Source organism: Micromonospora sp. NPDC005254 (assembly GCF_042872525.1).
Classification (GTDB): domain Bacteria; phylum Actinomycetota; class Actinomycetes; order Mycobacteriales; family Micromonosporaceae; genus Micromonospora.
Map to the genome: position 1 here is coordinate 1,103,287 of NZ_JBIAKM010000001.1, position 23,753 is coordinate 1,127,039.

The 23,753-nt window shown below is 72.1% G+C and carries 22 protein-coding genes; 11 read left to right on the top strand and 11 right to left on the bottom strand.

The features are described 5' to 3' along the window. The first annotated feature begins 33 nt into the window (after nt 1-33). Nucleotides 34-1,266 (top strand): uroporphyrinogen-III C-methyltransferase, encoded by a 1,233-nt coding sequence (gene cobA, locus ACFYPR_RS05310; RefSeq protein ID WP_354858801.1) that lies wholly within the window; start codon nt 34-36, stop codon nt 1,264-1,266. A gap of 321 nt (nt 1,267-1,587) precedes the next feature. Here the strand turns inward: cobA and otsB are convergent, their stop codons facing one another. From otsB to ACFYPR_RS05330, 4 genes are all read right to left on the bottom strand, one after another. Continuing rightward, complete coding sequence (otsB, locus tag ACFYPR_RS05315) at nt 1,588-4,194, bottom strand: trehalose-phosphatase (protein ID WP_354858804.1); 2,607 nt, start codon at nt 4,192-4,194, stop codon at nt 1,588-1,590. Then, nucleotides 4,191-5,591 carry a trehalose-6-phosphate synthase gene (locus ACFYPR_RS05320; RefSeq protein WP_354858806.1) on the bottom strand — a complete coding sequence of 467 codons (1,401 nt, stop codon included), beginning with the start codon at nt 5,589-5,591 and terminating at the stop codon, nt 4,191-4,193. The genes otsB and ACFYPR_RS05320 overlap by 4 nt, the downstream gene beginning before the upstream one ends. Before the next feature lie 143 nt (nt 5,592-5,734). Then, nucleotides 5,735-6,058 carry a hypothetical protein gene (locus tag ACFYPR_RS05325; RefSeq protein ID WP_354858808.1) on the bottom strand — a complete coding sequence of 108 codons (324 nt, stop codon included), beginning with the start codon at nt 6,056-6,058 and terminating at the stop codon, nt 5,735-5,737. A 58-nt stretch (nt 6,059-6,116) separates the two neighbouring features. Beyond that, entirely contained in the window at nt 6,117-6,401 is a 285-nt protein-coding gene (locus tag ACFYPR_RS05330) for a hypothetical protein (protein WP_354858810.1), read from the bottom strand. A 213-nt stretch (nt 6,402-6,614) separates the two neighbouring features. On the opposite strand from ACFYPR_RS05330, the gene ettA reads away from it, so the two are divergent. The 4 genes from ettA to ACFYPR_RS05350 all read left to right on the top strand — a co-directional run bounded on the left by ettA (nt 6,615) and on the right by ACFYPR_RS05350 (nt 10,182). Continuing rightward, on the top strand, nt 6,615-8,291 hold the full coding sequence (gene ettA, locus ACFYPR_RS05335; RefSeq protein WP_387258648.1) for an energy-dependent translational throttle protein EttA: 1,677 nt from the start codon (nt 6,615-6,617) through the stop codon (nt 8,289-8,291). Further along, nucleotides 8,291-8,737, top strand: coding sequence for a thioesterase family protein (locus tag ACFYPR_RS05340; RefSeq protein WP_354858814.1), 447 nt, complete (start codon nt 8,291-8,293; stop codon nt 8,735-8,737). The genes ettA and ACFYPR_RS05340 overlap by 1 nt, the downstream gene beginning before the upstream one ends. Beyond that, the gene (locus ACFYPR_RS05345) at nt 8,734-9,465 is read left to right on the top strand and encodes a hypothetical protein (protein ID WP_387258650.1); all 732 of its coding nucleotides are present in this window, start codon (nt 8,734-8,736) and stop codon (nt 9,463-9,465) included. Before ACFYPR_RS05340 ends, ACFYPR_RS05345 begins: the two co-directional genes overlap by 4 nt. Nucleotides 9,466-9,597: 132 nt before the next feature. Beyond that, nucleotides 9,598-10,182 (top strand): YbjN domain-containing protein, encoded by a 585-nt coding sequence (locus ACFYPR_RS05350; protein WP_234582140.1) that lies wholly within the window; start codon nt 9,598-9,600, stop codon nt 10,180-10,182. 33 nt (nt 10,183-10,215) lie between these two features. Here the strand turns inward: ACFYPR_RS05350 and ACFYPR_RS05355 are convergent, their stop codons facing one another. The 3 genes from ACFYPR_RS05355 to ACFYPR_RS05365 all read right to left on the bottom strand — a co-directional run bounded on the left by ACFYPR_RS05355 (nt 10,216) and on the right by ACFYPR_RS05365 (nt 13,368). Then, on the bottom strand, nt 10,216-10,605 hold the full coding sequence (locus ACFYPR_RS05355) for a globin (RefSeq protein ID WP_354860608.1): 390 nt from the start codon (nt 10,603-10,605) through the stop codon (nt 10,216-10,218). Nucleotides 10,606-10,713: 108 nt separating this feature from the next. After that, complete coding sequence (locus ACFYPR_RS05360; RefSeq protein WP_387258652.1) at nt 10,714-12,093, bottom strand: MFS transporter; 1,380 nt, start codon at nt 12,091-12,093, stop codon at nt 10,714-10,716. A 234-nt stretch (nt 12,094-12,327) separates the two neighbouring features. Next, on the bottom strand, nt 12,328-13,368 hold the full coding sequence (locus ACFYPR_RS05365) for a mechanosensitive ion channel family protein (protein WP_387258654.1): 1,041 nt from the start codon (nt 13,366-13,368) through the stop codon (nt 12,328-12,330). Between the two features lie 284 nt (nt 13,369-13,652). Here ACFYPR_RS05365 and ACFYPR_RS05370 point away from each other — a divergent pair, with 284 nt between their 5' ends. Beyond that, complete coding sequence (locus tag ACFYPR_RS05370) at nt 13,653-14,189, top strand: HNH endonuclease (RefSeq protein WP_354860605.1); 537 nt, start codon at nt 13,653-13,655, stop codon at nt 14,187-14,189. A 64-nt stretch (nt 14,190-14,253) separates the two neighbouring features. Here ACFYPR_RS05370 and ACFYPR_RS05375 read toward each other — a convergent pair whose 3' ends face one another. Continuing rightward, nucleotides 14,254-15,840 carry a DUF6194 family protein gene (locus ACFYPR_RS05375; RefSeq protein ID WP_387258655.1) on the bottom strand — a complete coding sequence of 529 codons (1,587 nt, stop codon included), beginning with the start codon at nt 15,838-15,840 and terminating at the stop codon, nt 14,254-14,256. Between the two features lie 55 nt (nt 15,841-15,895). Here ACFYPR_RS05375 and ACFYPR_RS05380 point away from each other — a divergent pair, with 55 nt between their 5' ends. Beyond that, nucleotides 15,896-16,675 carry a TioE family transcriptional regulator gene (locus tag ACFYPR_RS05380; RefSeq protein ID WP_387258657.1) on the top strand — a complete coding sequence of 260 codons (780 nt, stop codon included), beginning with the start codon at nt 15,896-15,898 and terminating at the stop codon, nt 16,673-16,675. Here the strand turns inward: ACFYPR_RS05380 and ACFYPR_RS05385 are convergent. The 3 genes from ACFYPR_RS05385 to ACFYPR_RS05395 form a co-directional block, all read right to left on the bottom strand. After that, nucleotides 16,621-17,394: a class F sortase gene (locus tag ACFYPR_RS05385; protein ID WP_354860612.1), complete on the bottom strand. Its 774-nt coding sequence runs from the start codon at nt 17,392-17,394 to the stop codon at nt 16,621-16,623. The two genes, ACFYPR_RS05380 and ACFYPR_RS05385, sit on opposite strands and share 55 nt — an antisense overlap. Before the next feature lie 75 nt (nt 17,395-17,469). Beyond that, nucleotides 17,470-17,997 (bottom strand): hypothetical protein, encoded by a 528-nt coding sequence (locus ACFYPR_RS05390; RefSeq protein WP_354860600.1) that lies wholly within the window; start codon nt 17,995-17,997, stop codon nt 17,470-17,472. A gap of 96 nt (nt 17,998-18,093) precedes the next feature. Beyond that, on the bottom strand, nt 18,094-18,558 hold the full coding sequence (locus ACFYPR_RS05395; RefSeq protein WP_354860599.1) for an Lrp/AsnC family transcriptional regulator: 465 nt from the start codon (nt 18,556-18,558) through the stop codon (nt 18,094-18,096). A gap of 112 nt (nt 18,559-18,670) precedes the next feature. Here ACFYPR_RS05395 and ACFYPR_RS05400 point away from each other — a divergent pair, with 112 nt between their 5' ends. The 4 genes from ACFYPR_RS05400 to ACFYPR_RS05415 are packed head-to-tail and all read left to right on the top strand — an operon-like array spanning nt 18,671 to nt 23,743. Further along, the gene (locus ACFYPR_RS05400) at nt 18,671-19,609 is read left to right on the top strand and encodes a tryptophan 2,3-dioxygenase (protein ID WP_387258659.1); all 939 of its coding nucleotides are present in this window, start codon (nt 18,671-18,673) and stop codon (nt 19,607-19,609) included. A 14-nt stretch (nt 19,610-19,623) separates the two neighbouring features. Next, nucleotides 19,624-20,904, top strand: coding sequence for a kynureninase (gene kynU / locus ACFYPR_RS05405; protein ID WP_387258661.1), 1,281 nt, complete (start codon nt 19,624-19,626; stop codon nt 20,902-20,904). Continuing rightward, complete coding sequence (locus tag ACFYPR_RS05410) at nt 20,901-22,238, top strand: NAD(P)/FAD-dependent oxidoreductase (RefSeq protein WP_354860594.1); 1,338 nt, start codon at nt 20,901-20,903, stop codon at nt 22,236-22,238. Before kynU ends, ACFYPR_RS05410 begins: the two co-directional genes overlap by 4 nt. 23 nt (nt 22,239-22,261) lie before the next feature. After that, nucleotides 22,262-23,743 carry a 2-hydroxymuconic semialdehyde dehydrogenase gene (locus tag ACFYPR_RS05415; protein WP_387258704.1) on the top strand — a complete coding sequence of 494 codons (1,482 nt, stop codon included), beginning with the start codon at nt 22,262-22,264 and terminating at the stop codon, nt 23,741-23,743. Nucleotides 23,744-23,753: the final 10 nt, after the last annotated feature.

Sequence of the window (23,753 nt, forward strand, 5' to 3'; positions counted from 1 at the left end):
CAACGAGCGGGCGGTCCGGCTCGGTGGTGCGGCGTGAGCGCCAGCCCGTACCCGCTCGGCCTGCGGCTCGAGGGGCGACGTGTGGTCGTGGTGGGCGGCGGTGCGGTCGCCACCCGGCGGGTGCCGGCGCTGCTGGATGCCGGCGCGGACGTCCTGCTGGTGGCCCCGGAGCTGACCCCGGCGCTGCGGGCCCGGGTGGACGCGGGTCGGCTGCACTGGGTGCCGCGCCGGTTCGTGCCCGAGGACCTGGACGGGGCCTGGCTGGTCCAGGTGGCGATCGACGATCCGATGGCGGCGGCTGCGGTGAGCGCCGTCGCCGCCGAACGGCGGATCTTCTGCGTCCGGGCCGACGACCGGACCGCCGCCACGGCCTGGACGCCGGCGGTGACCCGCCACGGCCCGGTCACCGTGGCGGTGCTCGGCGGCGGAGATCCTCGCCGCGCGATGACCGTCCGCGACGCCATCCGCGACCTGCTCGCCGTACGCGACGCTGCTCCCACCCGGGTCCGGCCCGACGCCGAGGCGACGACCGGCGCGACCGCCGGGCGGGTGGCGCTGGTCGGGGCGGGGCCGGGAGACCCGGAGCTGATCACCGTGAAGGGTTGGCGGTTGCTCACCGAGGCCGACGTGGTGGTCGCCGACCGGCTAGTGCCGGGTCTACTCCTGGACGAACTCCGCGCCGACGTCGAGCTGGTGGACGCCTCGAAGATCCCCTACGGCCCGTCCCGGGCCCAGGAGGAGATCAACCGGATCCTGGTCGACCGGGCCCTGGCCGGCGCCGTCGTGGTCCGGCTCAAGGGCGGCGACCCGTACGTCTTCGGCCGTGGCGGCGAGGAGCTACTGGCCTGCGCGGCGGCCGGCGTGCCGGTGACCGTCGTCCCGGGAGTGACCAGCTCGATCGCCGCTCCGGCGGCGGCCGGGATCCCGGTCACCCACCGGGGGGTGGCGCACGAGTTCACCGTCGTCTCCGGCCACGTGGCACCCGACTCGCCGGCCTCGCTGGTGCGCTGGGACGCCCTCGCGGGCCTGCGCGGCACCCTGGTGATCCTGATGGGGCTCAAGAACCTCGCCGCCATCGCCGAGACCCTGATCGCGCACGGCCGGTCGCCGCAGACGCCCGCCGCGGTCGTTCAGGAGGGCACCACGGGCGCCCAACGGACGCTGCGGTCCACGCTCGGCGCGGTGGCCGCCGACGCGCTCACCGCCGAGGTGCGCCCGCCCGCGGTCGTGGTGCTCGGCGACGTGGTGGGTGCCCTCGACGGGTGACCGGTGGCACGGTCCACCCGGGCGGCAGAGCGGACCCCGGGCGGTGCGGGCGGCAGAGCGGACCCCGGGCGGTGCGGGCGGCGGAGACCGGCTGGTCCCCGCGCGCGTCCTTTGCTCTGCTTCAACCGACGCAACACCCAGAAGGCGTTTGTGTTGCGTGGAGTGAAGCAGAGCAAAGGACGCGCAGAGGGCGACGCGAGGGCCCTGACGGCGGCTCTCGGGTGACCGGTACCCGCCGGTGGGGTTCGACCGGCCGGCGTCGGCCGAATGACGAAGGGCCGGAGCAGCGCTGCCCCGGCCCTTCGTCGAACTGACTGTCGGCTACTGCTTGAGCATGTTGTCGAGCAGCAGGGCGCAGCGGATCAGCCCGAGGTGGCTGTACGCCTGCGGGTGGTTGCCCAGGCCGCGCTCGGCGAGCGGGTCGTACTGCTCGGGGAGCAGCCCGGTCGGGCCGGCGGTGAGCACCATCTGCGCGAACAACTCCTCGGCGTCGGTGCGGCGGCCGGTGCGCAGGTACGCCTCGATCAGCCACGCCGTGCAGATGTGGAAACCGCCCTCACGGCCGGGCAGGCCGTCGTCCCAGTGGTAGCGGTAGACGACCGGGCCGCTGCGCAGGTCCGCCTCGATCTTCAGGACGGTGGACAGGAAGCGCGGGTCGTCACCCGGGAGCAGGCCGGAGAGGCCGATCCAGAGCGACGAGGCGTCCATGTCCTCGTCCCCGTACGCGACGCTGTACGCCTCGACGTCGTCGTGCCAGCCGTGCTCCAGCACGTTGGCGCCGATCCGGTCGCGCAGGTCCTTCCACTCCGGCCGGTCCTCGCCGCCGTGCTGGCGCATCACGTGCAGCGCCCGGTCGACGGTCATCCAGCACATCACCTTGGAGAAGACGTGGTGCCGGGGTGGCAGCCGCGCCTCCCAGATCCCGTGGTCGGGCTCGTGCCACCGGCGGCGAACCGCCTCGACCATGTTCTCCAGGACCCGCCACTCGTCGTCGCGGACCGAGCCGCGCGCGTCGGCGACCGCCGCGATCAGGTCGGCGATCGGGCCGAACACGTCGAGCTGGAGCTGGTGGTTGGCGAGGTTGCCGACCCGGACCGGCCGGGAGCCGGCGTACCCGGGCAGCGTGTCGATGACCGCCTCGGCGCCCAGCTCGTAGCCGTCGATGGTGTAGAGCGGGTGCAGTCGCTCCGGGTGGCCGCCGGTGCGCTCGATGCAGCCGTCGACCCAGCGCAGGAACGCCTCGGCCTCCTCGATCGACCCGAGGTCGACAAGCGCGCGGGCGGTCAGCGCGGCGTCACGCAACCAGCAGTAGCGGTAGTCCCAGTTGCGGACGCCGCCCAGCTCCTCGGGGAGGGAGGTGGTCGCCGCGGCCAGGATCGAGCCGGTGATCTCGTGGCAGAGCCCGCGCAGGGTGAGCGCGCTGCGGGCCACCAGGTCGCGGGAGGTGGACGGCAGCCGCAGCGAGGCCACCCAGTCCTTCCACGGCTGCTCGGCCGCGGCCTGCCGATCGTGGATCGGCACCCGGTGGTGCTCCAGGCTGTGCGTGCCGAAGCGCAGCTCCAGCACGACCTGCCCGCCGGCGGCCGACAGGTCGACGGTCGCCTTGGCGGTCTCGTACCCACCGTCGTTGTTGACCTGCCACTCGACCCCGGGGGAGTAGAGGGCGACCGGTTCGTTCGAGCCGAGCACCAGCAGGCCGTCGCCGAGCGGCTGCAACTGCACGGCGACCTGACCGAACTCGGGGCGCGGGGCGAACTCCACCCGGACCCGACCGCTGCCGGTGAGCACCCGGACCAGGGTCGAGTCGCCGGTGACCACCGCCGGGCCGTCCGGCGTCGTCTCGCGGGCCGGCTTGTCCAGCCAGTCGGTGACGGTGAGCCCGGACCACCGGGTCTCGACGGTCATCGTGCCGGAGCGGTAGCGCTGGCCCAGCGGGATGCCCCCGCGCTCCGGGGCGACGCTGAAGTGACCGGCCGGGCTGCCACCGACCAGGTCGGCGAAGATCGCCGCCGAGTCCGGCTTGGGGTGGCAGAGCCAGCTGACCTTCGCCTCCGGCGTGAGCAACGCGACCGTACGACCGTTGGCCAGCATGGAGTGCCGCTCGATCGGCACCGCCCGCTCGCCGAAGAGCCAGTGGCGGCGGGTCTCCAGCAGCAGCCCGAGCGCGCGGGCTGCCTCGATGGGCTCGGCCACCCGGAAGCCGGCCTTGGTCTCGCCGGGGCCGATCTTGATGCCGAGGTCCGGCCCGTGCAGGTTGCCGAAGGCGTTCTCGTCGGTGACGTCGTCGCCGATGAAGAGCACCGCGCTGGCCGAGAGCTGGGTCCGGAGCTGGTCGACGGCGGTGCCCTTGTGGGTGGCCACCACGGACAGCTCGATGACCTCCTTGCCCTGCGTCACCGTGACGCCGTCGAAGGTGGCCGGGCCGTTGCGGACCGCCTCGATGGCTGCGGCGGCGACCTGCGGGTCGACGCCCCGGGTGTGCACCGCGACGCTGGCCGGCTTGCGTTCCAGGCGGATGCCGGGGTGTTCGGCGGCGATCTCCCGCAGCGCGTTGCGCACCTGGGTGCGCACCGCGACCAGCTCGGGGGAGAGGCGCTCGACGAAGCCGATGTCGAACTCGGAGCCGTGACTGCCGACGAGGTGCACCTCGCTGGGCAGCCGGGAGAGCGCGGCCAGGTCCCGCAGGGCCCGGCCGGAGACCACGGCCACGCTCGTCTGCGGCAGCGCGGCGAGCGCGCGGATCGCCGCCACCGATTCGGGCAGCGGTACGGCGGTGCTCGGGTCCTCCACGATCGGCGCGAGTGTGCCGTCGTAGTCGCAGGCGATCAGGAGCTGCGGAACCCGGGCGATCCGGCCGATGGCAGAGCGCAGCTCGGGGTCCAGCACCCCGGTGGCGATCGCCGCTCCGTCGTTGACGGACGTGTTCACGCGGCCTCCGCCTCGGGAACTCCGAGTTCGGAGAGGAAAGACTTGGCCCAGTGCCCCACGTCGTGGGTACGCAGGTGACGTTGCATTGTCCGCATCCGGCGGCGTGCCTCGGTTTTCTCCACGTGCACGGCCCGGAGCAGGGCGTCCTTGACCGCGTCCGGGTCGTGCGGGTTACACAGGAAGGCCTGGCGCAGCTCCGTTGCGGCGCCAGCGAACTCGCTGAGCACGAGCGCACCGCCCTGGTCGGCGCGTGATGCGACGTACTCCTTGGCGACGAGATTCATACCGTCTCGCAGCGGGGTCACCATCATCACGTCCGCAGCAACGTACATCGCGGCCAGTTCACTGCGACTGTACGACTGATGGAGGTAATGCACGGCCGGCACGCCGACTCGGCCGAATTCGCCATTAATGCGACCAACTTCGCGCTCTACCTTGACCCGAAGTGCCTGGTAGTGCTCGACGCGCTCGCGGCTCGGCGTGGCCACCTGCACCATAACGGCGTCCGGAACTGTCAACTTTCCGTCAGCGAGCAACTCGCGGAACGCCTTGAGCCGCAACTCGATGCCCTTGGTGTAATCCAGCCGGTCCACACCCAGGATGATCGTCTTCGGGTCGCCCAGCTCGGCGCGGATCTGCTTGGCCCGCGCCTGGATCGCCGGGTCGGCGGCCATCCGTTCCATCTCCTGGGTGTCGATCGAGATGGGGAAGGCGCCCGCCTTCACCTGTCGCCCGTCGACCTGGATCATCTGCCCCTCGTAGCGCAGGCCGAGGAGGTGCCGGGCCAGCCGTACGAAGTTCTGCGCGGCCAGCCGCTGCTGGAAGCCCACCAGGTCCGCGCCGAGCAGACCGCGCAGGATCTCGGTGCGGAACGGCATCTGCATGAACAGCTCGATCGGCGGGAACGGGATGTGCAGGAAGAACCCGATCCGCAGGTCCGGACGCAGCTCGCGGAGCATCGCGGGGACCAGTTGGAGCTGGTAGTCCTGCACCCAGACCGTCGCGCCCTCGGCCGCCACGTCCGCCGCGGCCTCCGCGAACCGCGCGTTGACCAGCCGGTACGCCTCGCGCCACCGGCGCTTGTAGGCCGGGGTCTCCACCGCGTCGTGGTAGAGCGGCCAGATCGTCGCATTCGACTGGCCCTCGTAGTAGCGCTCCAACTCCTCGGAGCTGAGGGGGACCGGGTGCAGCCGGATGCCCTCCAGGTCGAACGGCTCGGGGGCGGCGCCGGTGCCGCCGGCCCAGCCGACCCAGGTGCCCTGGTGTTCGGCGAGCACGGGATGCAGCGCGGTGACCAGCCCGCCTGGGCTGCGTCGCCACTGCCGTCCCTCGGGTGTGCTCACCTCGTCGACCGGCAGACGGTTCGCCACAACGACAAAGGAGCTACGGACGGTCACGATCGGCCACCTCCGGGTGCTGACGGGTCCACCGCGATGAGCGTACTGAGCGTAGCTGCGGCGTCTTGTGCCCCGTGCCGGAGTCTCCTACCCGCCTCGGTCTGGCCGAATCCTACAGGTGATCTTGTCGACAGCCGTGGCGGTCAGAGATCGATGATCGGCCATTCCTTGGGCAGTACCTCACCAAGCAGTTCCCGCCGATCCGTCATGATCGGTACGACCGCTCGGGCTGCCGCTTCGATCGCAACCTGGGCGAGATCGATGCTGCCCAGGAGGCGGGACCAGCCGCCCAGGATGGGGCACATGTTGTGATCGACCGGCGCGACAACTACAGCTTCGAGATCGGAGACAATGTCCAGCAATGGCCAGCCGTCGCTGGACACTCGGCGATATGCGGCTGTCAGGCACATGGCCGGAATGATCACGGACTCCCGGCGGTAGGCAACCTTGGCGATCTGGATGCCCACAGCCGGCTCTCCTTCGGAGTAGGCCAGCAATGCGGTGGTGTCGAGTACGAGTCCCGCTTCAGTCACGAACCTGTAGCCGTCCCCGCGACGCCTCGTTCAGCAGCGCGGCGGCCTTGGCGCGCAACTCGGGAGTTATTGCCTGGCGAGCCTGATCCAACTTGCGCCCGGCCTCCTCGAGGCCCTCGTCGGTGATCTTGAAACCGATCTGCTCCAGAATCCGCCGGGTTCGTTCACCGACCATTCGTTGGCGGATGCTCTCCGTCACGAAGGCGGACACGTTGGGCTCGGTGGCCAGCCGTTCTGCGACGTCGTCCGGGATGCTGATGGCGATCTTTTTGGTCACACTCAAGACGGTAGTGAGTTATACCGACTCCGGCAATGCGGCTCGCCGGCGTACTCCTGGGGCGGGGTGATGTGGGCGAAGCGCGCCGTACCTGTCAGGATTGACGATGGCGTGCGCGCGGCCGGCTCCCGGCCGGCGGCGGCGGGTGCAGGTCCCAGCCCGCGCCGCGCCGCCGACTCAGGCGACAGTAAACCGACGGAGGTAGCCCGCACCGTGGCCCAGTACATCTACGTCCTGGAAAAGGCGCGCAAGGCGCACGGCGACAAGGTCGTGCTCGACAACGTGACGCTGAGCTTCCTGCCGGGGGCCAAGATCGGTGTGGTCGGCCCGAACGGCGCCGGTAAGTCCAGCCTCCTCAAGATCATGGCAGGGCTGGACAAGCCGAGCAACGGCGAGGCCCGGCTGATGCCCGGCTACACCGTCGGCATGCTCGCCCAGGAGCCCCCGCTCAACGACGCCAAGACCGTGCTCGGCAACGTCGAGGAGGCGGTCGCCGAGACCAAGGCCAAGCTGGAGCGGTTCAACAAGATCGCCGAGCAGATGGCGACGGACTACTCCGACGAGCTGATGGAGGAGATGGGCAAGCTCCAGGAGGAGCTGGACCACGCCGACGCGTGGGACATCGACTCCAAGCTCGAACTGGCCATGGACGCGCTGCGCTGCCCGCCGCCGGACGCCGACGTGACCCAGCTCTCCGGTGGCGAGCGCCGCCGCGTCGCGCTCTGCAAGCTGCTGCTGGAGGCGCCCGACCTGCTGCTGCTCGACGAGCCCACCAACCACCTGGACGCGGAGAGCGTCTCCTGGCTGGAGCAGCACCTGGCCAAGTACGCGGGCACCGTCATGGCGATCACCCACGACCGGTACTTCCTGGACAAGGTGGCCGGTTGGATCCTGGAGCTGGACCGCGGCCGGGCCATCGGGTACGAGGGCAACTACTCCACCTACCTGGAGAAGAAGGCCGCCCGGCTGGCCGTCGAGGGCCGCCGCGACGCCAAGATGAAGAAGCGCCTCACCGAGGAGCTGGAGTGGGTCCGCTCCAACGCCAAGGCCCGGCAGACCAAGTCCAAGGCCCGCCTGGACCGGTACGACGAGATGGCCAACGAGGCGGAGAAGACCCGCAAGCTGGACTTCGAGGAGATCCAGATCCCGCCGGGCCCGCGCCTGGGCAGCACGGTGATCGAGGCGAACGGCCTCAGCAAGGGCTTCGGCGACCGGCTGCTGATCGACAACCTGTCGTTCTCGCTGCCCCGCAACGGCATCGTCGGCATCATCGGCCCCAACGGCGTCGGCAAGACGACCCTGTTCAAGACCATCGTCGGGTTCGAGGAGCCGACCGGCGGCGAGGTCCGGGTCGGCCCCACCGTCTCGCTGTCGTACGTCGACCAGAACCGGCAGGGCCTCGACGGTGACAAGACCGTCTGGGAGGTCGTCTCCGACGGGCTGGACTACCTGATGGTGGGCAAGGTCGAGATGCCCTCGCGGGCGTACATCGCCGCGTTCGGCTTCAAGGGACCGGACCAGCAGAAGCCGACCAAGGTGCTCTCCGGCGGTGAGCGCAACCGGCTCAACCTGGCGCTGACCCTGAAGATCGGCGGCAACGTCATCCTGCTCGACGAGCCGACCAACGACCTCGACGTGGAGACGCTCTCCAGCCTGGAGAACGCCCTGCTGGAGTTCCCCGGCTGCGCCGTGGTCATCTCCCACGACCGGATGTTCCTGGACCGGGTCGCCACGCACATCCTGGCCTGGGAGGGTGACGACCAGGACCCGGCCAGGTGGTTCTGGTTCGAGGGCAACTTCGAGGCGTACGAGAAGAACAAGATCGACCGCCTCGGCGCGGAGGCCGCCCGGCCGCACCGGGTGACCTACCGCAAGCTGACCCGCGACTGATGTCCGACCGGTTCGTCTACCACTGCACGCTGCGCTGGTCCGACCTGGACGCGTACGGCCACGTCAACAACTCGCGCTTCCTCACGCTCTACGAGGAGGCGCGGGTGGCGTTGATGTTCGCCGGCGGCCGGGCCTGGGGAGTGGGCTCGTTCGCCGACGGCGTGGTGATCCGCCGGCACGAGGTCGACTACCTGCGCCCGGTCGACTACGCGCTGGGTCGGGCCACCGCGGAGGCCGCGCCCACCGTCCGCATCGAGCTGTGGGTGGAGGAGATCAAGGCTTCACGGTTCACCGTCGCGTACGAGCTGTACGACGGCGAGGTGCTGGCCAGCCGTGCCCGCTCGGTGCTGGTGCCGTTCGACCTGACCCGCCAGGTGCCCCGGCGGATCACGCCCGAGGAGCGGGATTTCCTGCTCACGTACGCCCCGCAGGGCGGCGGGGCGTGACGCTGCCCGGCACCGCCGGCCCGGACCGGGTGGCGGCGTCGCCGTCCGGGCACGGCGTGACCGGCGTGGCCGACGCGGGTGCCTTCCTGGCCCGGCTGGTCCGGCTGGACCCGGCGGCGCCGGTCCGGCTGCGGCCGGCCGGCGCTCCCGGCCGGGTCGCCCTGTTCGCCCGGCTGCCCTGGCAGGTGCTGGTGGCCCGGACGGTCGCCGGTGGGGCCGCCGGAGACGTCACGGTGGGTGCCGCCGACCTGCTGGCCGAGCTGGAACGCGGTGGCGCGACGTTGCCGGCCCGCCGCGACGCGCAGTGGCGCTGGCCGCTGCCACCGGCGCGCAGCGAGCCGGTGGAGGTGCTGCCCGTCGTCGAGCTGCGGCGGATCGCCGACGCGGCGGCGGGCACCCTGCGCACCGCGAGCGAGCAGGGGGTGGCGGGCCGCGCGGTGGGTCAGCGCGCGTTGCGCGACGCGCTGCTCGACCACGTGGCCGTGCTGGTCACGCCGGACGATCCGCCGGGCCCTGCCGTCGAGGTGCCGCAGCGGCTGGTGCAGGGGCTGGTCCGGATGGGCTTCCTCGGCGCGATCGACGATCCGGCCGGTCCTGGCGCGCGCTCCGAGGTCCAGGTGCGGGTGGCGGGCCGTTGGGTGGGCCTGGTGGGACCATACGGAGCGGCCTGGTTGCAGAAGGCCACCGATCTTGCCGTGACGCCGATCGCCACTCGTCCGAACGGATGACCCCTGCTCATTCTTCTGGGCCGGGGCGGCCGTTGGGGGGATGCTTCAACCCGGCTGTCCGGGTACCGTCCATCCTCGGATCCAACGCACCGTAGGCGGCTGGATCCGCTGGGGAGTGAGGTGCGACGAGCGATGCCGTGGTGGTCATGGCGCCCCGGTCCCGCCGACGGCGGCGATCCGGAAACCCGAAGCGGGATCACAGTGGAGAGCGCGGTCCGGGTCGGCCCGCCGAGCCCTCGCCAGCCGGGGGACGACTGCCCGGGCAGCGACCGGCCCGTACTGACCGAGATGCCGGCGACCATCGAGCCGGTGAGCCTGCGCCGCGTCTGTGACGCACTCGACCTGCTCGACGTGCGCTACCTGGCCGACGGCGACGGCAACCTGCTGGCCATGTGGGAGCGGCACGCCGTGCTGGTGACCCTCGAAGGCCCCGAGGACGAGATCCTGGTGATGCGGGCCCGCCCGCACGCCACGGTTCCGCCGGACTGGGCCGACCGGGCCTACCGGGTGGTCAACGAGTGGAACCACACCCGCCGCTTCTGCAAGGCGTACATCGGCGACCCGACCGAGCGCGGGCAGCTGCCGATCTACGCCGAGTTGCAGGTGCCGCTGGGCGCCGGCACCCACGACGCGCTGCTGGTCGAGATGCTCGACTGCGGCGCGGCGGTGGCCGCCAGCTTCGTGGACTGGCTGCACGACGAGGGCGCCCTGCTCTGAGGCGCCCCGCGGCGTCCGTGCCGGAACGCGCCGTCAGGCGCCCTCGGCCGGGTCCTCCATCACGTTGACCATGAAGTACGCGGCCCGCTCCAGATAGTCCCAGAGAGCGACGGCGAGCTGCGGCTCCAGGTCGAGCCGGTCCACCGCCTGGCGCATGTGCCGCAGCCAGGCGTCCCGCTCGGCCCCGCCGATCCGGAACGGCGCGTGCCGCATGCGCAGCCGCGGGTGCCCGCGTTGTGCGGAGTACGTGTTCGGCCCGCCCCAGTACTGCATCAGGAACAGGGTGAACCGGTCGGCCGCCGGGCCCAGGTCCTCCTCCGGGTACATGGGTCGCAGCAGGGGATCGGTGGCGACGCCGGCGTAGAACTCGTCCACCAGCCGGCGGAAGGTGGGTTCGCCGCCGACCGCTTCGAAGAGGGTCATCGACGCATCGTTACGGTCGGATTCACCTGCGGGGTTCACCGTTCCATCCTGCCAGGTGCGTCGGCCGCCGACCCGACCCGGAGGCCGTGCGCCGGCTCACGCGGTGGATCAGGTGACCGCGTGCCGGCGGTGGCCGTCCGCGGGCCGGAGGTCGGTGCCCGCCGGCGTGCCGTCGGCGATGGTGCCGCCCGGATCGGGGGTCGGCTCGGCGTTGGCCGCGGCGGCCTTGGCGATGGCGTCGTCCACCGTCTGCTTGCCCGGCCAGCGCAGGGCGGCGATCGTCATCAGCAGCACCCCGGCGGCGCTCCAGACCCCCACCACCACCGGAATGGAGAACCGCTCGGCGAGCAGCCCGGTGACCAGCACCGCGAGACCCTGGATGACCTGGACGCCGGTGGCCATCACGCCGAACGCGCGGGCCCGGAATCCGTCCGGCAGCGCCTGGACGAAGAGCCCGTTGGCCATCGGCATCATCCCGGCGACCGCGAACCCGCACAGGGCGGCCAGCAACGCCACCACCAGCGGTGGAGGGTCGAACAGCGCCGGCACCAGCACCAGCGGGGAGAACACCGCGAGGGGCCGCATCAGGGCCAGTCGGCGGGTCGGGCCGAACAGCCGGCTCACCAGCAGCCCACCCAGAACGTAGCCCACCGGGTTGGCGACCATGATCACCGCTTGCGCGGTGCCCGGGGCCATGCCGCCGGAGGAGCCCTTGTTGGCCCAGGCCGCGGCCAGCCCCTCCGGAACGATCGAGAACAGCAGCGCGCTGAACACCAGCACCGCGATGGCCCGCAGCACCGGCGTGCCGAACACGATCTGGAACCCCTGGGCGGTCTCCCGGAGCAGGTGAGAGCGGTGCGCGCTGGTCATCGTCGCTGGCCGGTTCCGCACGCCGACGCGGACCAGCAGCGCCGAGAGGCCGAACGTGACCGCGTTGAACAGCAGCGCGACCGTCGGGTCGATGGAGGCGACGGCGGCGCCGAGCAGGTAGCCGACGACCTGGGCCGCCTGCCCGATGCTGGCGTTCAGCGACAACCCGACCACCAGCCGGTCCCCGGCGAGGATCTGCGGCATCAGCGCGGACTTCGCGGCCTGGCTCGGCGGGTTGGCGAGCGTGGCCGCGAAGATGAGCACCAGCAGCGCCGGAACGGGCAGGTCGGGGAGGGCGATGAGCAGCATCAGCGCCATCCGGATGACGTCACACGCCACCATCACCCTGCGGTACGGGTGCCGCTCGGCCAGGGCGGCGAGCAGCGGGCCACCCAGCAGCCACGGCAGGTAGCTGACCGCGAACGCGGCGGCGGAGAGCGCGACGGACCTGGTCTGCTGGTAGACGAGGAGGGTCACGGCGGCCTTGGCGACGTAGTCACCGACCCAGGAGAGAGCCCCGGCCGCGAAGACGGCCCGGAACTCGCGCTGGGCGAACACTTCGCGAAAAGTGGCCGGGCCTTCCGCGGAAGGTCGCTCGTCGGGCACCGTCGCCTCCATCGGCCCCCGGAACGGCAGCTCGTGGCGGCCGGGCCGGGAACACTCGTCAGATCTACGGATCAGCGAGGATGTGACCACGCTCCGGCGGGAACGCGTGCTCCGGATTCTGCCCGATCGTCTGACAACTAGCTAGGGCGAACGGATCGTTCGTCGCATCCCCGACTGAACGAACGGACGATACTCCAGGGGCCGGGCGGCTGGCGACCCCTGTATTGCCGGCCAGTCTCGCCGGTGTCAGGTGGCGCCGCCCTGGCCGGTCTCACCCTCCGGCAACGGCCGGCTCGACACACCGGGATAGATGCGGGCGGCGGCGATCTGCGCGGTGATCCCCGAGTTCTCCAGCGCCTCCGCCAGCCTGCGGCGCAGCTCCCGGCTCACCGCGAACTGGCCGTCGGCCGTCGTCTTCACCACCGTACGGATCACGGCGCCATCCACCGTCATCTGCTCGACACCCAGCACCTCCGGGGCCTCCACGATCTCCGGCGACAGCTCCGGGTCCAGCGCCACCGAGGCGGCGGCCGTCCGCAGCACGGCGCTGGCATCCTCCGTACCGCTGAAGCCAATCGGCAGGTCCACGACCACCAGCGCCCAGCCCTGGCTCTTGTTGCCCACCCGGATGATCTCGCCGTTGCGGATGTACCAGAGCACGCCGCGTCCGTCGCGGACCGTGGTGACCCGCAGCCCGACCGACTCCACGACACCTGTCGCCTCGCCCAGGTCGACGTTGTCGCCCACGCCGTACTGGTCCTCGATCAGCATGAAGAGCCCGGCGATCAGGTCCTTGACCAGGCTCTGCGCGCCGAAGCCCAGGGCGACGCCGGCGATCCCGGCGCTGGCCAGCAGCGGGGCGAGGTCGAAGCTGAACTCGCGCAGGATCATCAGCAGCGCGATGCCGAAGACGAACGCGGTGGTCAGGCTGCGCAGCACCGAGCCGATCGCCTCGGCCCGTTGCCGGCGGCGCTCCGGCACGAACTCGGCCGGGTCTACCGCGGCCGTGGGCACCCGCTCGCGCAGCGGCCGCAGCATGGTCGGCACGGCGCCGTTGGTGGTCGTCCGGACCAGTCGGTCGATCGTCCGGTGCAGCGCCCAGCGGGCCACCATCGCCAGCGCCACTATCAACAGCACCCGCAGCGGCTTGAGCAGGATCCAGTAGCTGCCCTCGGCGAACCAGGCCGACCCGGTGATCCGGTAGATCGTCTCGCAGGAGGTGCTGCCCTGACAGTTCACCGACACGGCGTCGGACAGGGCAAGGGGCGTTTCGCTGGCGGCACTCACCCTGTCTTCGTACCGCAACGCCCCGGACCGGCCGCCGCCGACCCACCGGCCGGGTGAGATGCGCCCGAGCGCCGGGTCGGACCGGGGCGAACCGGCCATCGTGACAAGTGCGGGAAAGAGCTTCACGTCCGACCCCGGATTAGTACGTGCAATCCGGGGTCCGATCAGGGACTATTGGCGCAACGGACGTCGGTGATCGAGCGGGCGTCGACGGTGCGGGCCCTCGTGCCCAACTCCGGTCGGCGGCGGTTCGCAGCAGCCGCTGAACCGGGAGGGTGAGCGCGATGCCTGACATACGACCCACGGTGGGCTCCGGCGCGCTGGTCCTCAACGCCACCTACGAGCCCCTGTGTGTCGTGTCGGTGCGACGCGCCGCGATCCTCGTCCTCTCCGCCAAGGCCGTCTGCGTCGCCGACGGTGACGGCATCCTGCACAGCGCCCGCGACGCGCTGCCCGTGCCGTCGGTGGTCCGTCTGACCCGCTTCGTCCGGGTGCCCTACCGCACCCACGTCGGGCTGTCCCGCCGAGCGATCTTCGCCCGGGACGGCTGGCGGTGCGCCTACTGCCGAGGGCCGGCCGAGACCATCGACCACGTCTTCCCGCGCAGCCGGGGTGGGCGGCACGCCTGGGAGAACGTGGTCGCCGCGTGCGCCCGGTGCAACCACACCAAGGGCGACAAGACCCCGGCGGAGCTGGGCTGGCGGCTGCACGCCCTGCCGACCGCGCCGAAGGGCACCGCCTGGCGGGTCCTCGGGCACCGCGCTCCGGACCCGCGCTGGGCCGACTGGCTCGACCTGCGCGAGCCCGAAGCGGCCGCCTGACCAGTCTGCGCGAGCCCGAAGCGTCCGCCTGACCTGCCCGGCGGCGCGGAACCGCCGGTCGGGCTCAGTCCTGCTGCGCGGCCGCTCGGCGGGTCGCGCGCTCGTGCCGGTCGACCGCCCGGGTGTGCGCGACGGTCAACAGCCGGTCGATCTCGGGCAGCATCTGCGGCCCCGGCATCACGATGCTGGCGAAGCCGTACAGCGCGTACCCCGGGTGCGGCGTGACCGTGTCCAGCCGGGCGAAGTCGAAGGCGTCCCGGTGCTCCTCGAACGCCTTCGGTGGGAAGCCGAACATCCTCTCGAACTCGGCCCGGCCCAGGTCCAGGTTGAGGCGGAAGACGCCGGGGCGGTCCAGCTGCGCGGCTTCGTCGAAGCCGGGCACGTCGTGCTCGACGATGGTGGCGAACGGCTGGCGGCGGTCCGGGCCGACGTAGAAGAACCGGTCGCCCCAGGCGCCCTCGGGTGATCCGTCCTCCTCGCTCGCCATCACCTGCTCGACGTCGGGCAGCGCGCGGATCCGGTCGGCGAGCACGGTCGCGTCGACGCCGGTCGGGATGTGCAGCACCGCGTCGGCGTGGTCGATGGTGGCCTGGTCCAGCGGGAAGTAGCGGTAGTCGTGCGCTCGCCGCTCGGCCGGCCCGATCTCGGCCGCCCGGACGTACCCGGGGAGGGTGAGCTTCTGCTGGAGCCTGCCCTCGTAGGTCGACGCGGCAGGCACGTCGATGCCGAGCGCGGGGCTCGCGCCGAGGCTGCCGACGATCACCGCGTACCGCTCGCCCAGCAACGCTCCGACGATCGCGCCGGCACCGGCCCACGACACCTCCGTCGCGCCCACCGTCATCGTGCTCGGGTGGCGCTGGAGGTGCGTGTTGTGCGCGAAGACCAGCGTGGGTCCACGGTGTGCCTCGACCGCCCGGATCGCGAGCAGGTTCTCGGCCATCAGCGCGTCCCGGACCGCGGCCAGGTGGGCGAAGCGTTCCTCCTGGACCAGTGGCGCCGCGGCCGCCGCGTGGTAGCGCAGCACCGCGACCGCCGACGTGGCGTGGACGAATGCCGCAGGCCAGCCCTCGGGCCGTCGGTGCGCCCGCAGGTACAACTCGGTCAGCAGGTCGTCGGCGAGCACCCGCAGTCGCTGGGCGTCGGACGAGCGTCCGACCGACCGGCCCGGCTCCCAGATCGCGGCCGTGTCGCTCCATTGGGCCTCGTCCCCGACGAGGTCGTCGATCTCGACCGACCGGTCGAGGTCGAGGAATTCGCACACCCGCAGCAGGTGACGCCGCGGGCTCGGGGCGCCCTCGATCTCCAGCGGGGCGTCGAAGCCATGAAATCTCAGGCGCTCGGCGGCGGGCCGTCCGTCGTTCCACTCGCGCATCCGCAGCAGCAGGTCACGGTTGGCCGGCGCGGCGCCGAACCCGTGGCTGAACCCCTCGGCGAGCGCGCGGTCGAGCGGCACGGCCGCGCCCTGCACGAACGCGTCGGCGAGCAGTCCCGCGGCCCGGTCGCTCTCCAGGGCGATCGACCGGTAGCCGTGCTCGGCCAGCGTCAGGAAGGCGTCGTTGCGGATCTGGAGGAACGCGGATTCACCGTGCGTCGGCTCGCCGAGCGCGAGCAGCGTGGGGGAGCCGGCAAGCAGGTCAACAAGGGTGGTCATTGCATCAACCGTATCGTTGCACCAGCGGTGGAGACTTCAGAGCGATGGAGCGCGGGTGACAACCACAAAACCCTCAAAGCCCGGGGTACGCCGACCGGTCGATCTCGCGCGCCGGCACGGACTGTCGGCGCAGGCCGTCCGTAACTACGAACGGGACGGCGTGCTGCCACCTGCCGAGCGCACCGCGACCGGGTACCGCCGGTTCACCGAGGTGCACGCCACAGCACTGAGCGCCTACCTCGCGCTCATCGTTGGTCACGGTCACGCGGCCAGCGGCGACATCATGCGCGCCGTCAACCGGGGCGAGATCGACGTGGCGTTGCGCACGATCGACAGCGGTCACGCGCTGCTGCAACGCGATCGGGAGACCCTGGACGCGGTCGAGGCGGCGGTCACCACTCTCACCGCGAGGGAGCCCGCGCCGCAGGGCCGGAGAGCCGTGCCGATCAGCGTGCTCGCACACCGGCTCGGCGTACGACCCGCGACCCTTCGCAAGTGGGAGGCGGCCGGAATTCTGCGGCCGGAGCGCGACCGGGTGACCCGCCACCGCGTCTACTCGCCCGACGACGTCCGGGACGCGGAACTCGCCCACCTGCTGCGCCGGGGCGGGTATCGGCTCGACCACATCGCCGACGTGCTGCGACGGGTACGCGACGCCGGTGGCGCCGAACCGCTCGCCGCGTCGCTCGGCCAGTGGCGCCGACGGCTCACCGAGCGCGGTCGGGCCATGCTCACCGGGGCCGCCCGGCTCGCCGAGTACCTCGACGCCGGCGCCGGCGATCAACCACCACGGGCCTTGACCAGCGAGGCGAAGACCACCAGGTTGTCCGAGTAGCCCCTCTCGCCGCCCACCCACCGGCCGCCGCAGGTGATCAGCCGCAGGCTGGGGCGGCTGAAGTCGCCGTACACCTCGTCCACCGGCAGTCGGTCCTTGTCGAACCGCTCCATCGAGTCCACCTCGAAGACCGCGACCCGGCCGTCGGAGCGGGTGACCTCGATTTGGTCTCCCGCGCGCAGTTCCCGGAGCTGGTGAAAGACGGCCGGGCCGGTGGTGGTGTCCACGTGTCCGACGATCACCGCCGGCCCGTACTGGCCGGGGGTGGGGCCCTGGTCGTACCAGCCGGCCTCCTGGGCGCGGCCCACGTCGGGCACGGCGATGGTGCCGTCCGGGGCGAGGCCCACGTCGTGCAGCGGAGCCCGCAGGTCGATCTTGCTGATCGAGAGAGCGGTCGGGCGGCTGGCCGGCAGCACGGGGAACTTCTTCGGCGGCGGCCGCAGGCCGGCGCTGATCCGGTCCGGCAGCAGACTCACCCCGGTCACCTGCTCGACGCCGAGCATCGCCACGATCAGCACCATCAGCGTGGCCACGGCCAGGACCGGCAGTCCCGGCCCGGTGCCGAGCCGACGCCGGAGCAGCGGCGACCCGGCGGGACGGCTCGGCGGCAGCGGGCGGGCGTCCGGATCAGTGGTGGCGACGCTGGCGGACACCGCCTGTCCGGCGACCCGGCGCAGCCGAACCGAGACCCGGGCCACCAGCCGTCCGGAGGCGCGCAGGGCCGCTGCGGCCCGGAGGCGGGCACGGTGGTCCGACCGCGCACGCGCGGATCTGCGGGTCATGGCAGGTCCGGCTCAGGAGCCGGCTCCGGTCCGACGCCGACCGCCCACCATGCCGAGCGCGACCGCGGCGGCCACCACTGCCACGCCGCCGACGACCAGGATCGATCCGATGCCCCGGCCGCCCGCGGTGCCGCCGCCCCCCGTCGCCGGCCCCTTGCTGGGCGAGGCCATGTTCAGCACGGTCAGCATCGTCTGGGCCGTCTGGTTGTTCTGGCACCGCAGGTCGACCTGGTAGTCACCGGGTTCCTTGTTGCCCGGAACGGTGACCTCCCCCTTGAGGAAGCCGTTGTCCGGTCTGAGCACCACGCGCCCGAACGCGTCGGACTGCACGGTGGCCTGTCGATTGTTGCTGTTGTTGTTGTCGCAGCTCGCGCGGATCGTGACCCGGCTGCCCGCCGGGACGCTGTTCGGCGTCACCTCGACGAAGGTGTTCTCACCGGCACGCGCCGGTGCGACCGACAACAGGACGAACGCCCCGATGAGCCCCACCAGTGCCAGTGCGGACGAGAGTGCGCGGTTGATCGTGCGAAGTCCCTGCATGATTTCCCCCCAACCGGCGACGACCGCCGGAACCCTCCCCTGGGCACGCGGGCTGAGTTCCCGTTGGCCCGGAGGCAAACCAGCGGGCGGGCAGGGTCAGCGGCGGCGGGAGCTGGCACCGGCGGGCGGGAGCGGGGTGATCGGCTGCCAGTCCAGCGGGGACGACAGGACCATGGTGCTCGACGGCTGCCCGTACGGGGCGAGCCGGTCGATGACCGCCTCGAAGTCGCCGATCGAGCCGGCGGCCACCTTGAGCATGCTGCACGCGTCGCCGGTGATCCGGTGGATCTGGAGAATCTCCGGCCAGCCGGACACCTCCGGGTCGTGCAGGATGCACCGCGCGCCGTAACAGGACATCCGGATCAGGGCGACCACCGTACGGCCGGCCCGGGTCAGGTCCACGTGGGCGTGGTAGCCGGTGATCACCCCGGCCTCCTCCAGCCGGCGGACCCGCTCGGCGACCGCTGGTGGGGACAGGTGCACCCGGCGGGACAACTCACTGAAGGAGAGCCGGGCGTCGGCCTGCAACTCGCGCAGCAGCGCCCAGTCCATGTCGTCCACGCTCGAACCTTACTTTCGTGAACCGAACTCGCCCAGCTGCCTTCGGTTCGTCAGGTCAGGCCGACAAGTGCCGTTGATCCGGCATTCCGCAGGCCGATCCAGCCGCGAGATCATGGCGTCGGCAGCTTCGGGGGAAGGGAGACGACTGGTGGATCAGACGGATTGGCGGGCGCCGAACCGCGTCGCCACGGTACGACCGGTGACCCCGCGCCAGCGGGCAGCCCGCGCCGCGCGCAACGGCGGCGAGCCGACGCTGGAGTTCGCCGAGCTGGTGCCCTACGACGCGTACGTGCGGGCCACCGCCCTGCACCAGTTGCAGCAGCCCCTCAGCGACGACCCCGGCGAGATGTCCTTCCTCATGGTCAGCCAGATCATGGAGCTGTACTTCGGGCTGACCTGCCACGAGCTGCGGGAGACCCAGCGTCTGTTGCGCGCCGACCGGATCTGGGACGCGCTGGCCCCGCTGCGCCGCGCCACCCTGCACCTGGAAGGGCTCAACGCCGCCTGGCAGGGCCTGCGCTGGATGACCCCGGCCGACTTCAACCGGTTCCGCAACCTGCTCGGCGAGGGCTCCGGCTTCCAGTCCGCGATGTACCGGCACCTCGAGTTCCTGCTCGGGCTGCGCGACCCGGCGCTGATCCGGCCGTTCCGCAGGCAGAGCGAGGTGCACGCCGCGCTCAGCGCCGCGCTGGCCGCCCCGAGTCTCTGGGACGACGTGGTCGCGCTGCTGGCCCGGCGCGGCTTCGACCTCCCCGCCGATCTGTTGAACCGGGACGTGGCGGTCGAGCACGACCCGCAGCCGGAGGTCGAGGCGGCCTGGGTGCGGATCTACGCCGACGGCGGCCCGGACAACCACCTGCGGCTGCTCGGCGAGGCCCTGAGCGGCGTCGCCGAGGAGTTCGGCGACTGGCGGTGGAACCACGTCAAGGCGGTACAGCGGACAATGGGCGCCAAGGTCGGCAGCGGCGGCTCCGCCGGGCTGGCGTGGTTGCAGCGCAGCATGGCCCGGGTGGTCTTCCCGGAGCTGTGGTCGGCCCGCACCGCGATGTGACCGGAGAGCGAGACATGCACACCCCAGAGAGCGAGGCACACCGCCTCGACCAGGCCGACCCGGGCCACCGACACCTCTTCCACGTGCCGCCCGCCGACGGCGGCGACCACCCCGAGTCGGCGTACCTCGCCGGCAACTCGCTCGGCCTGCAACCCCGGGCCACCCGCGACGAACTCCTCGCCGACCTGGACGCCTGGGGGCGGCTCGGCGTCGAGGGGCACCTGGAGGCGGAACGCGCCTGGCTGCCGTACCACGAGCTGTTGACGGGCCCGGCCGCCCGACTGGTCGGCGCCCGGCCCGCGGAGGCCGTGGTGATGAACTCGCTCACGGTCAACCTGCACCTGCTGATGGTCAGCTTCTACCGCCCGGCCGGCGACCGCACCCGCATCGTCATCGAGGACAGCGCGTTCCCCTCGGACAGCTACGCGGTGCGCAGCCAGGCCCGCTTCCACGGGCTGGACCCGGACGACACGGTGGTCCGGCTGCGCCCGCGTCCCGGCGAGGACGCGCTGCGCACCGAGGACGTCACCGGCTACCTGGCCGCCGAGGGTGACCGGGTGGCACTGGTGCTGCTGGGCGGGGTCAACTACCTCACCGGCGAGCTGCTGGACATCCCGGCGATCACGGCGGCCGGTCGGGCGGCCGGCGCGGTGGTCGGCTGGGACCTGGCGCACGCCGTGGGCAACGTGCCGCTCGCCCTGCACGACTGGGACGTCGACTTCGCCGCCTGGTGCTCCTACAAGTACCTGAACTCGGGGCCGGGCGCGCTGGCCGGCGTCTTCGTGCACGAGCGGCACCTCGGCGATCCCGACCTGCCGCGCTTCGAGGGTTGGTGGAGCACTGCGGCGGCGACCCGGTTCGAGATGACGCCGGTGTCCCGGCCGCCGTCCACCGTGGAGGCCTGGCAGATCTCCAACCCCCCGATCTTCGCGATGGGCCCGGTGCGGACCTCGCTGGAGCTGTTCGACGCGGTCGGCATGCCGGCGCTGCGCGCGCGCAGCCTCCGACTCACCGGCTGGCTGGAGTCACTCCTCGACGAGGTCACCGCCGACCGGCCGCTGCGCGTGGTCACCCCGCGCGATCCGGCCCGCCGGGGTTGCCAGCTGTCGGTACGCGTCGGCGCCGGCAACGCCGCCGAGCTGACCAAGCGGCTGCGGCACGAGCACGGCGTCATCGCCGACGCCCGGGAGCCGGACATCGTCCGCTTCGCCCCGGTGCCGCTCTACTCCACGTACCTCGACTGTTGGCGGGCCGCCGCCGCACTCGCCGCCACCGTCGGGCCGGTGACCCCGTGACGAAGCGGCGCGACGAGATCGCGATCATCGGCGCCGGCCTGGCGGGCTGCCTGGCCGCCTGCTTCCTGGCCCGGCGTGGCTACCCGGTCGCCCTCTACGAGCGTCGGCCGGACCCGCGTGCCGGCGCGGCCGAGCGGGGACGCTCGATCAACCTGGCGCTCTCCGAGCGCGGGTTGGACGCGCTGCGCCGGATCGGCCTGGCCGAGCAGGTGATGACCGACGCGCTGCCGATGCGCGGCCGGATGATCCACCCGGTCGAGGGGCAGCCGCAGTTCCAGTCGTACAGCGCGGCCGGTGACCGGGCGATCAACTCGATCAGCCGGGGCGCACTCAACAACGCCCTGCTGGACGCGGCCGCCGCGCTGCCCGGGGTCCGGATCGTCTTCGACCACCGGCTCGTCGGGCTCGATCCGGCCGACGGCACCCTGAGCTTCGACACCCCGCAGGGCACGGTTGGCGCGAAGGCGTCGGTCGTGTTGGGCGCCGATGGCGCCGGCTCCGCGGTACGCGGACAACTGCTGGCGTACGGGCTGCTGCGCGAGAGCGTGGACTTCCTCGACTACGGCTACAAGGAGCTGACGATTCCGCCGCTGGGCGGCGACTTCGCCCTGGATCCGGACGCGCTGCACATCTGGCCGCGGGGCACCTCGATGATGATCGCGCTGCCGAACCCGGACCGGTCCTTCACCTGCACGCTGTTCTGGCCCAACGACGGCGACGGCAGCTTCGCGTCGCTGACCAGCCCGGCCCAGATCGAACGGCACTTCACCGAGCACTACCCGGACGTGGTCCCGCTGGCCCCGAACCTGGTCGACGACTACCAGCACAACCCGGTGGGCGTGCTCGGCACGGTGCGTAGCGCTCCCTGGCAGGTCAACGGGACTGTCTGCCTGCTCGGCGACGCGGCCCACGCCATCGTGCCGTTCTACGGCCAGGGCGCCAACTGCGCCTTCGAGGACGTCGTCGAGCTGGACCGCTGCCTCGACGAGTGTGCCGACGAGTGGTCGGCGGCGTTGCCGCTGTTCCAGCGCCGCCGGCAGGAGAACGCCGAGGCGATCGCGCAGATGGCCCTGACCAACTTCGTGGAGATGCGCGACAAGGTCGCCTCGCCGGTGTTCCAGACCCGGCGGCGGGTGGAGCACGCACTGGAACGGGCACTGCCCGGCCGGTACGTTTCCCAGTACGAGCTGGTGTCCTTCTCCACCACCCCGTACGCCGAGGTGCGCCGCCGGGTCCGCCGGCAGCACCGGGTGCTCGGCGCGGTCGCGGGTGGGGCCGCGCTGCTGCTGGTCGGCGCGATCGGCGCTGCACTGAGCCGAGGGAGGCGGGCATGACGGGCACCTGGGATCCGCGACTGATGGCCGGCCACGCGCCACGTGGCCCCCAGCGGCTGCGCAACTTCGTGGGCGGCGAGTTCGTCGACGGCGGGTCGACGTTCACCAAGGTCAGCCCGGTGACCGGCGAGCCGGTCTTCGAGGTGGTCGAGGCGGCACGGTCCACGGTGGACGACGCGGTGGCCGCCGCCCGCGCGGCGCTGCGCGGGCCGTGGGGCCGGATGGGGGAGCGGGAACGCGCCGAGGTGCTGCGCCGCGTCGCGGACGAGCTGGAACGTCGCTTCGACGATCTGGTCACCGCCGAGGTCGCGGACACCGGCAAGTCCATCGCCCAGGCCCGCACGCTGGACATCCCGCGCGGCGCGGCGAACTTCCGGGCGTTCGCGGAGATCGTGGCGACCGCGCCCACCGAGTCGTTCACCACTGTCACCCCGACCGGCGGCCGGGCGCTGAACTACGCCGTGCGCAAGCCGGTCGGCGTGGTCGCGGTCATCGTGCCGTGGAACCTGCCGCTGCTGCTGCTCACCTGGAAGGTCGCCCCGGCGCTCGCCTGCGGCAACGCCGTCGTGGTCAAGCCCAGCGAGGAGACGCCCGCCTCGGCGACGCTGCTCGCCGAGGTGATGGCCGCCGCCGGCGTACCGGACGGGGTGTTCAACCTGGTGCACGGCTTCGGACCGGACTCGGCCGGCGAGTTCCTCACCCGCCACCCGGGCGTCGACGCGATCACCTTCACCGGCGAGTCGACCACCGGCGGCGCGATCATGCGGGCCGCCGCCGACGGCGTGAAGGCGGTGAGCTTCGAGCTGGGCGGCAAGAACGCCGGCCTGGTCTTCGCCGACGCCGACCTGGACGCGGCGGTGGCCGGCTCGATGCGCTCCAGCTTCACCAACGGCGGGCAGGTGTGCCTGTGCACCGAGCGCATCTACGTGCAGCGCCCGGTCTTCGAGGAGTTCACCGCCCGGCTGGCGAAGCGGGCCGGCGAGCTGGCGTACGGCTGGCCGACCGACGAGGCCACCGCCACCATGCCGCTCATCTCCCCGCAGCACCGGGCGAAGGTGCTCGGCGCGTACGAGCTGGCCCGCGCCGAGGGCGCCGAGGTGCTCACCGGCGGCGGCACGCCCACCTTCGGCGACGCCCGTGACGGCGGGTCGTACGTGCAGCCGACCGTGCTCGCCGGGCTCGGCCCGGATGCCCGCACCAATCGCGAGGAGATCTTCGGCCCGGTCGTGCACGTGGCGCCGTTCGACACCGAGGACGAGGCGTACGCCCTGGCCAACGGCACCGAGTACGGCCTGGCGGCGACCGTGTGGACCCGGGACGTGGGTGTCGCGCACCGGGCCGGGGTCCGGCTGGACGCCGGCATCGTCTGGGTCAACACCTGGTTCCTGCGCGACCTGCGCACGCCGTTCGGTGGGGTGAAGGCGTCCGGCATCGGCCGCGAGGGCGGCGTGCACTCGTTGAACTTCTACTCCGAACTCACCAACGTCTGCGTGGACCTGTCGTGAGCCGTAGCGA

Excerpts from the sequence above, each read along its gene's own strand:
- ACFYPR_RS05415 (WP_387258704.1), top strand. The coding sequence starts at position 22,262 with ATGGCCGGCCACGCGCCACGTGGCCCCCAGCGGCTGCGCAACTTCGTG.
- ACFYPR_RS05340 (WP_354858814.1), top strand. The coding sequence starts at position 8,291 with ATGTCCGACCGGTTCGTCTACCACTGCACGCTGCGCTGGTCCGACCTG.
- ACFYPR_RS05400 (WP_387258659.1), top strand. The coding sequence starts at position 18,671 with ATGGCGTCGGCAGCTTCGGGGGAAGGGAGACGACTGGTGGATCAGACG.
- ACFYPR_RS05390 (WP_354860600.1), bottom strand. The coding sequence starts at position 17,997 with ATGCAGGGACTTCGCACGATCAACCGCGCACTCTCGTCCGCACTGGCA.
- ACFYPR_RS05375 (WP_387258655.1), bottom strand. The coding sequence starts at position 15,840 with ATGACCACCCTTGTTGACCTGCTTGCCGGCTCCCCCACGCTGCTCGCG.
- ACFYPR_RS05360 (WP_387258652.1), bottom strand. The coding sequence starts at position 12,093 with ATGGAGGCGACGGTGCCCGACGAGCGACCTTCCGCGGAAGGCCCGGCC.
- ACFYPR_RS05350 (WP_234582140.1), top strand. The coding sequence starts at position 9,598 with ATGCCGTGGTGGTCATGGCGCCCCGGTCCCGCCGACGGCGGCGATCCG.
- ACFYPR_RS05355 (WP_354860608.1), bottom strand. The coding sequence starts at position 10,605 with ATGACCCTCTTCGAAGCGGTCGGCGGCGAACCCACCTTCCGCCGGCTG.
- ACFYPR_RS05370 (WP_354860605.1), top strand. The coding sequence starts at position 13,653 with ATGCCTGACATACGACCCACGGTGGGCTCCGGCGCGCTGGTCCTCAAC.
- kynU (WP_387258661.1), top strand. The coding sequence starts at position 19,624 with ATGCACACCCCAGAGAGCGAGGCACACCGCCTCGACCAGGCCGACCCG.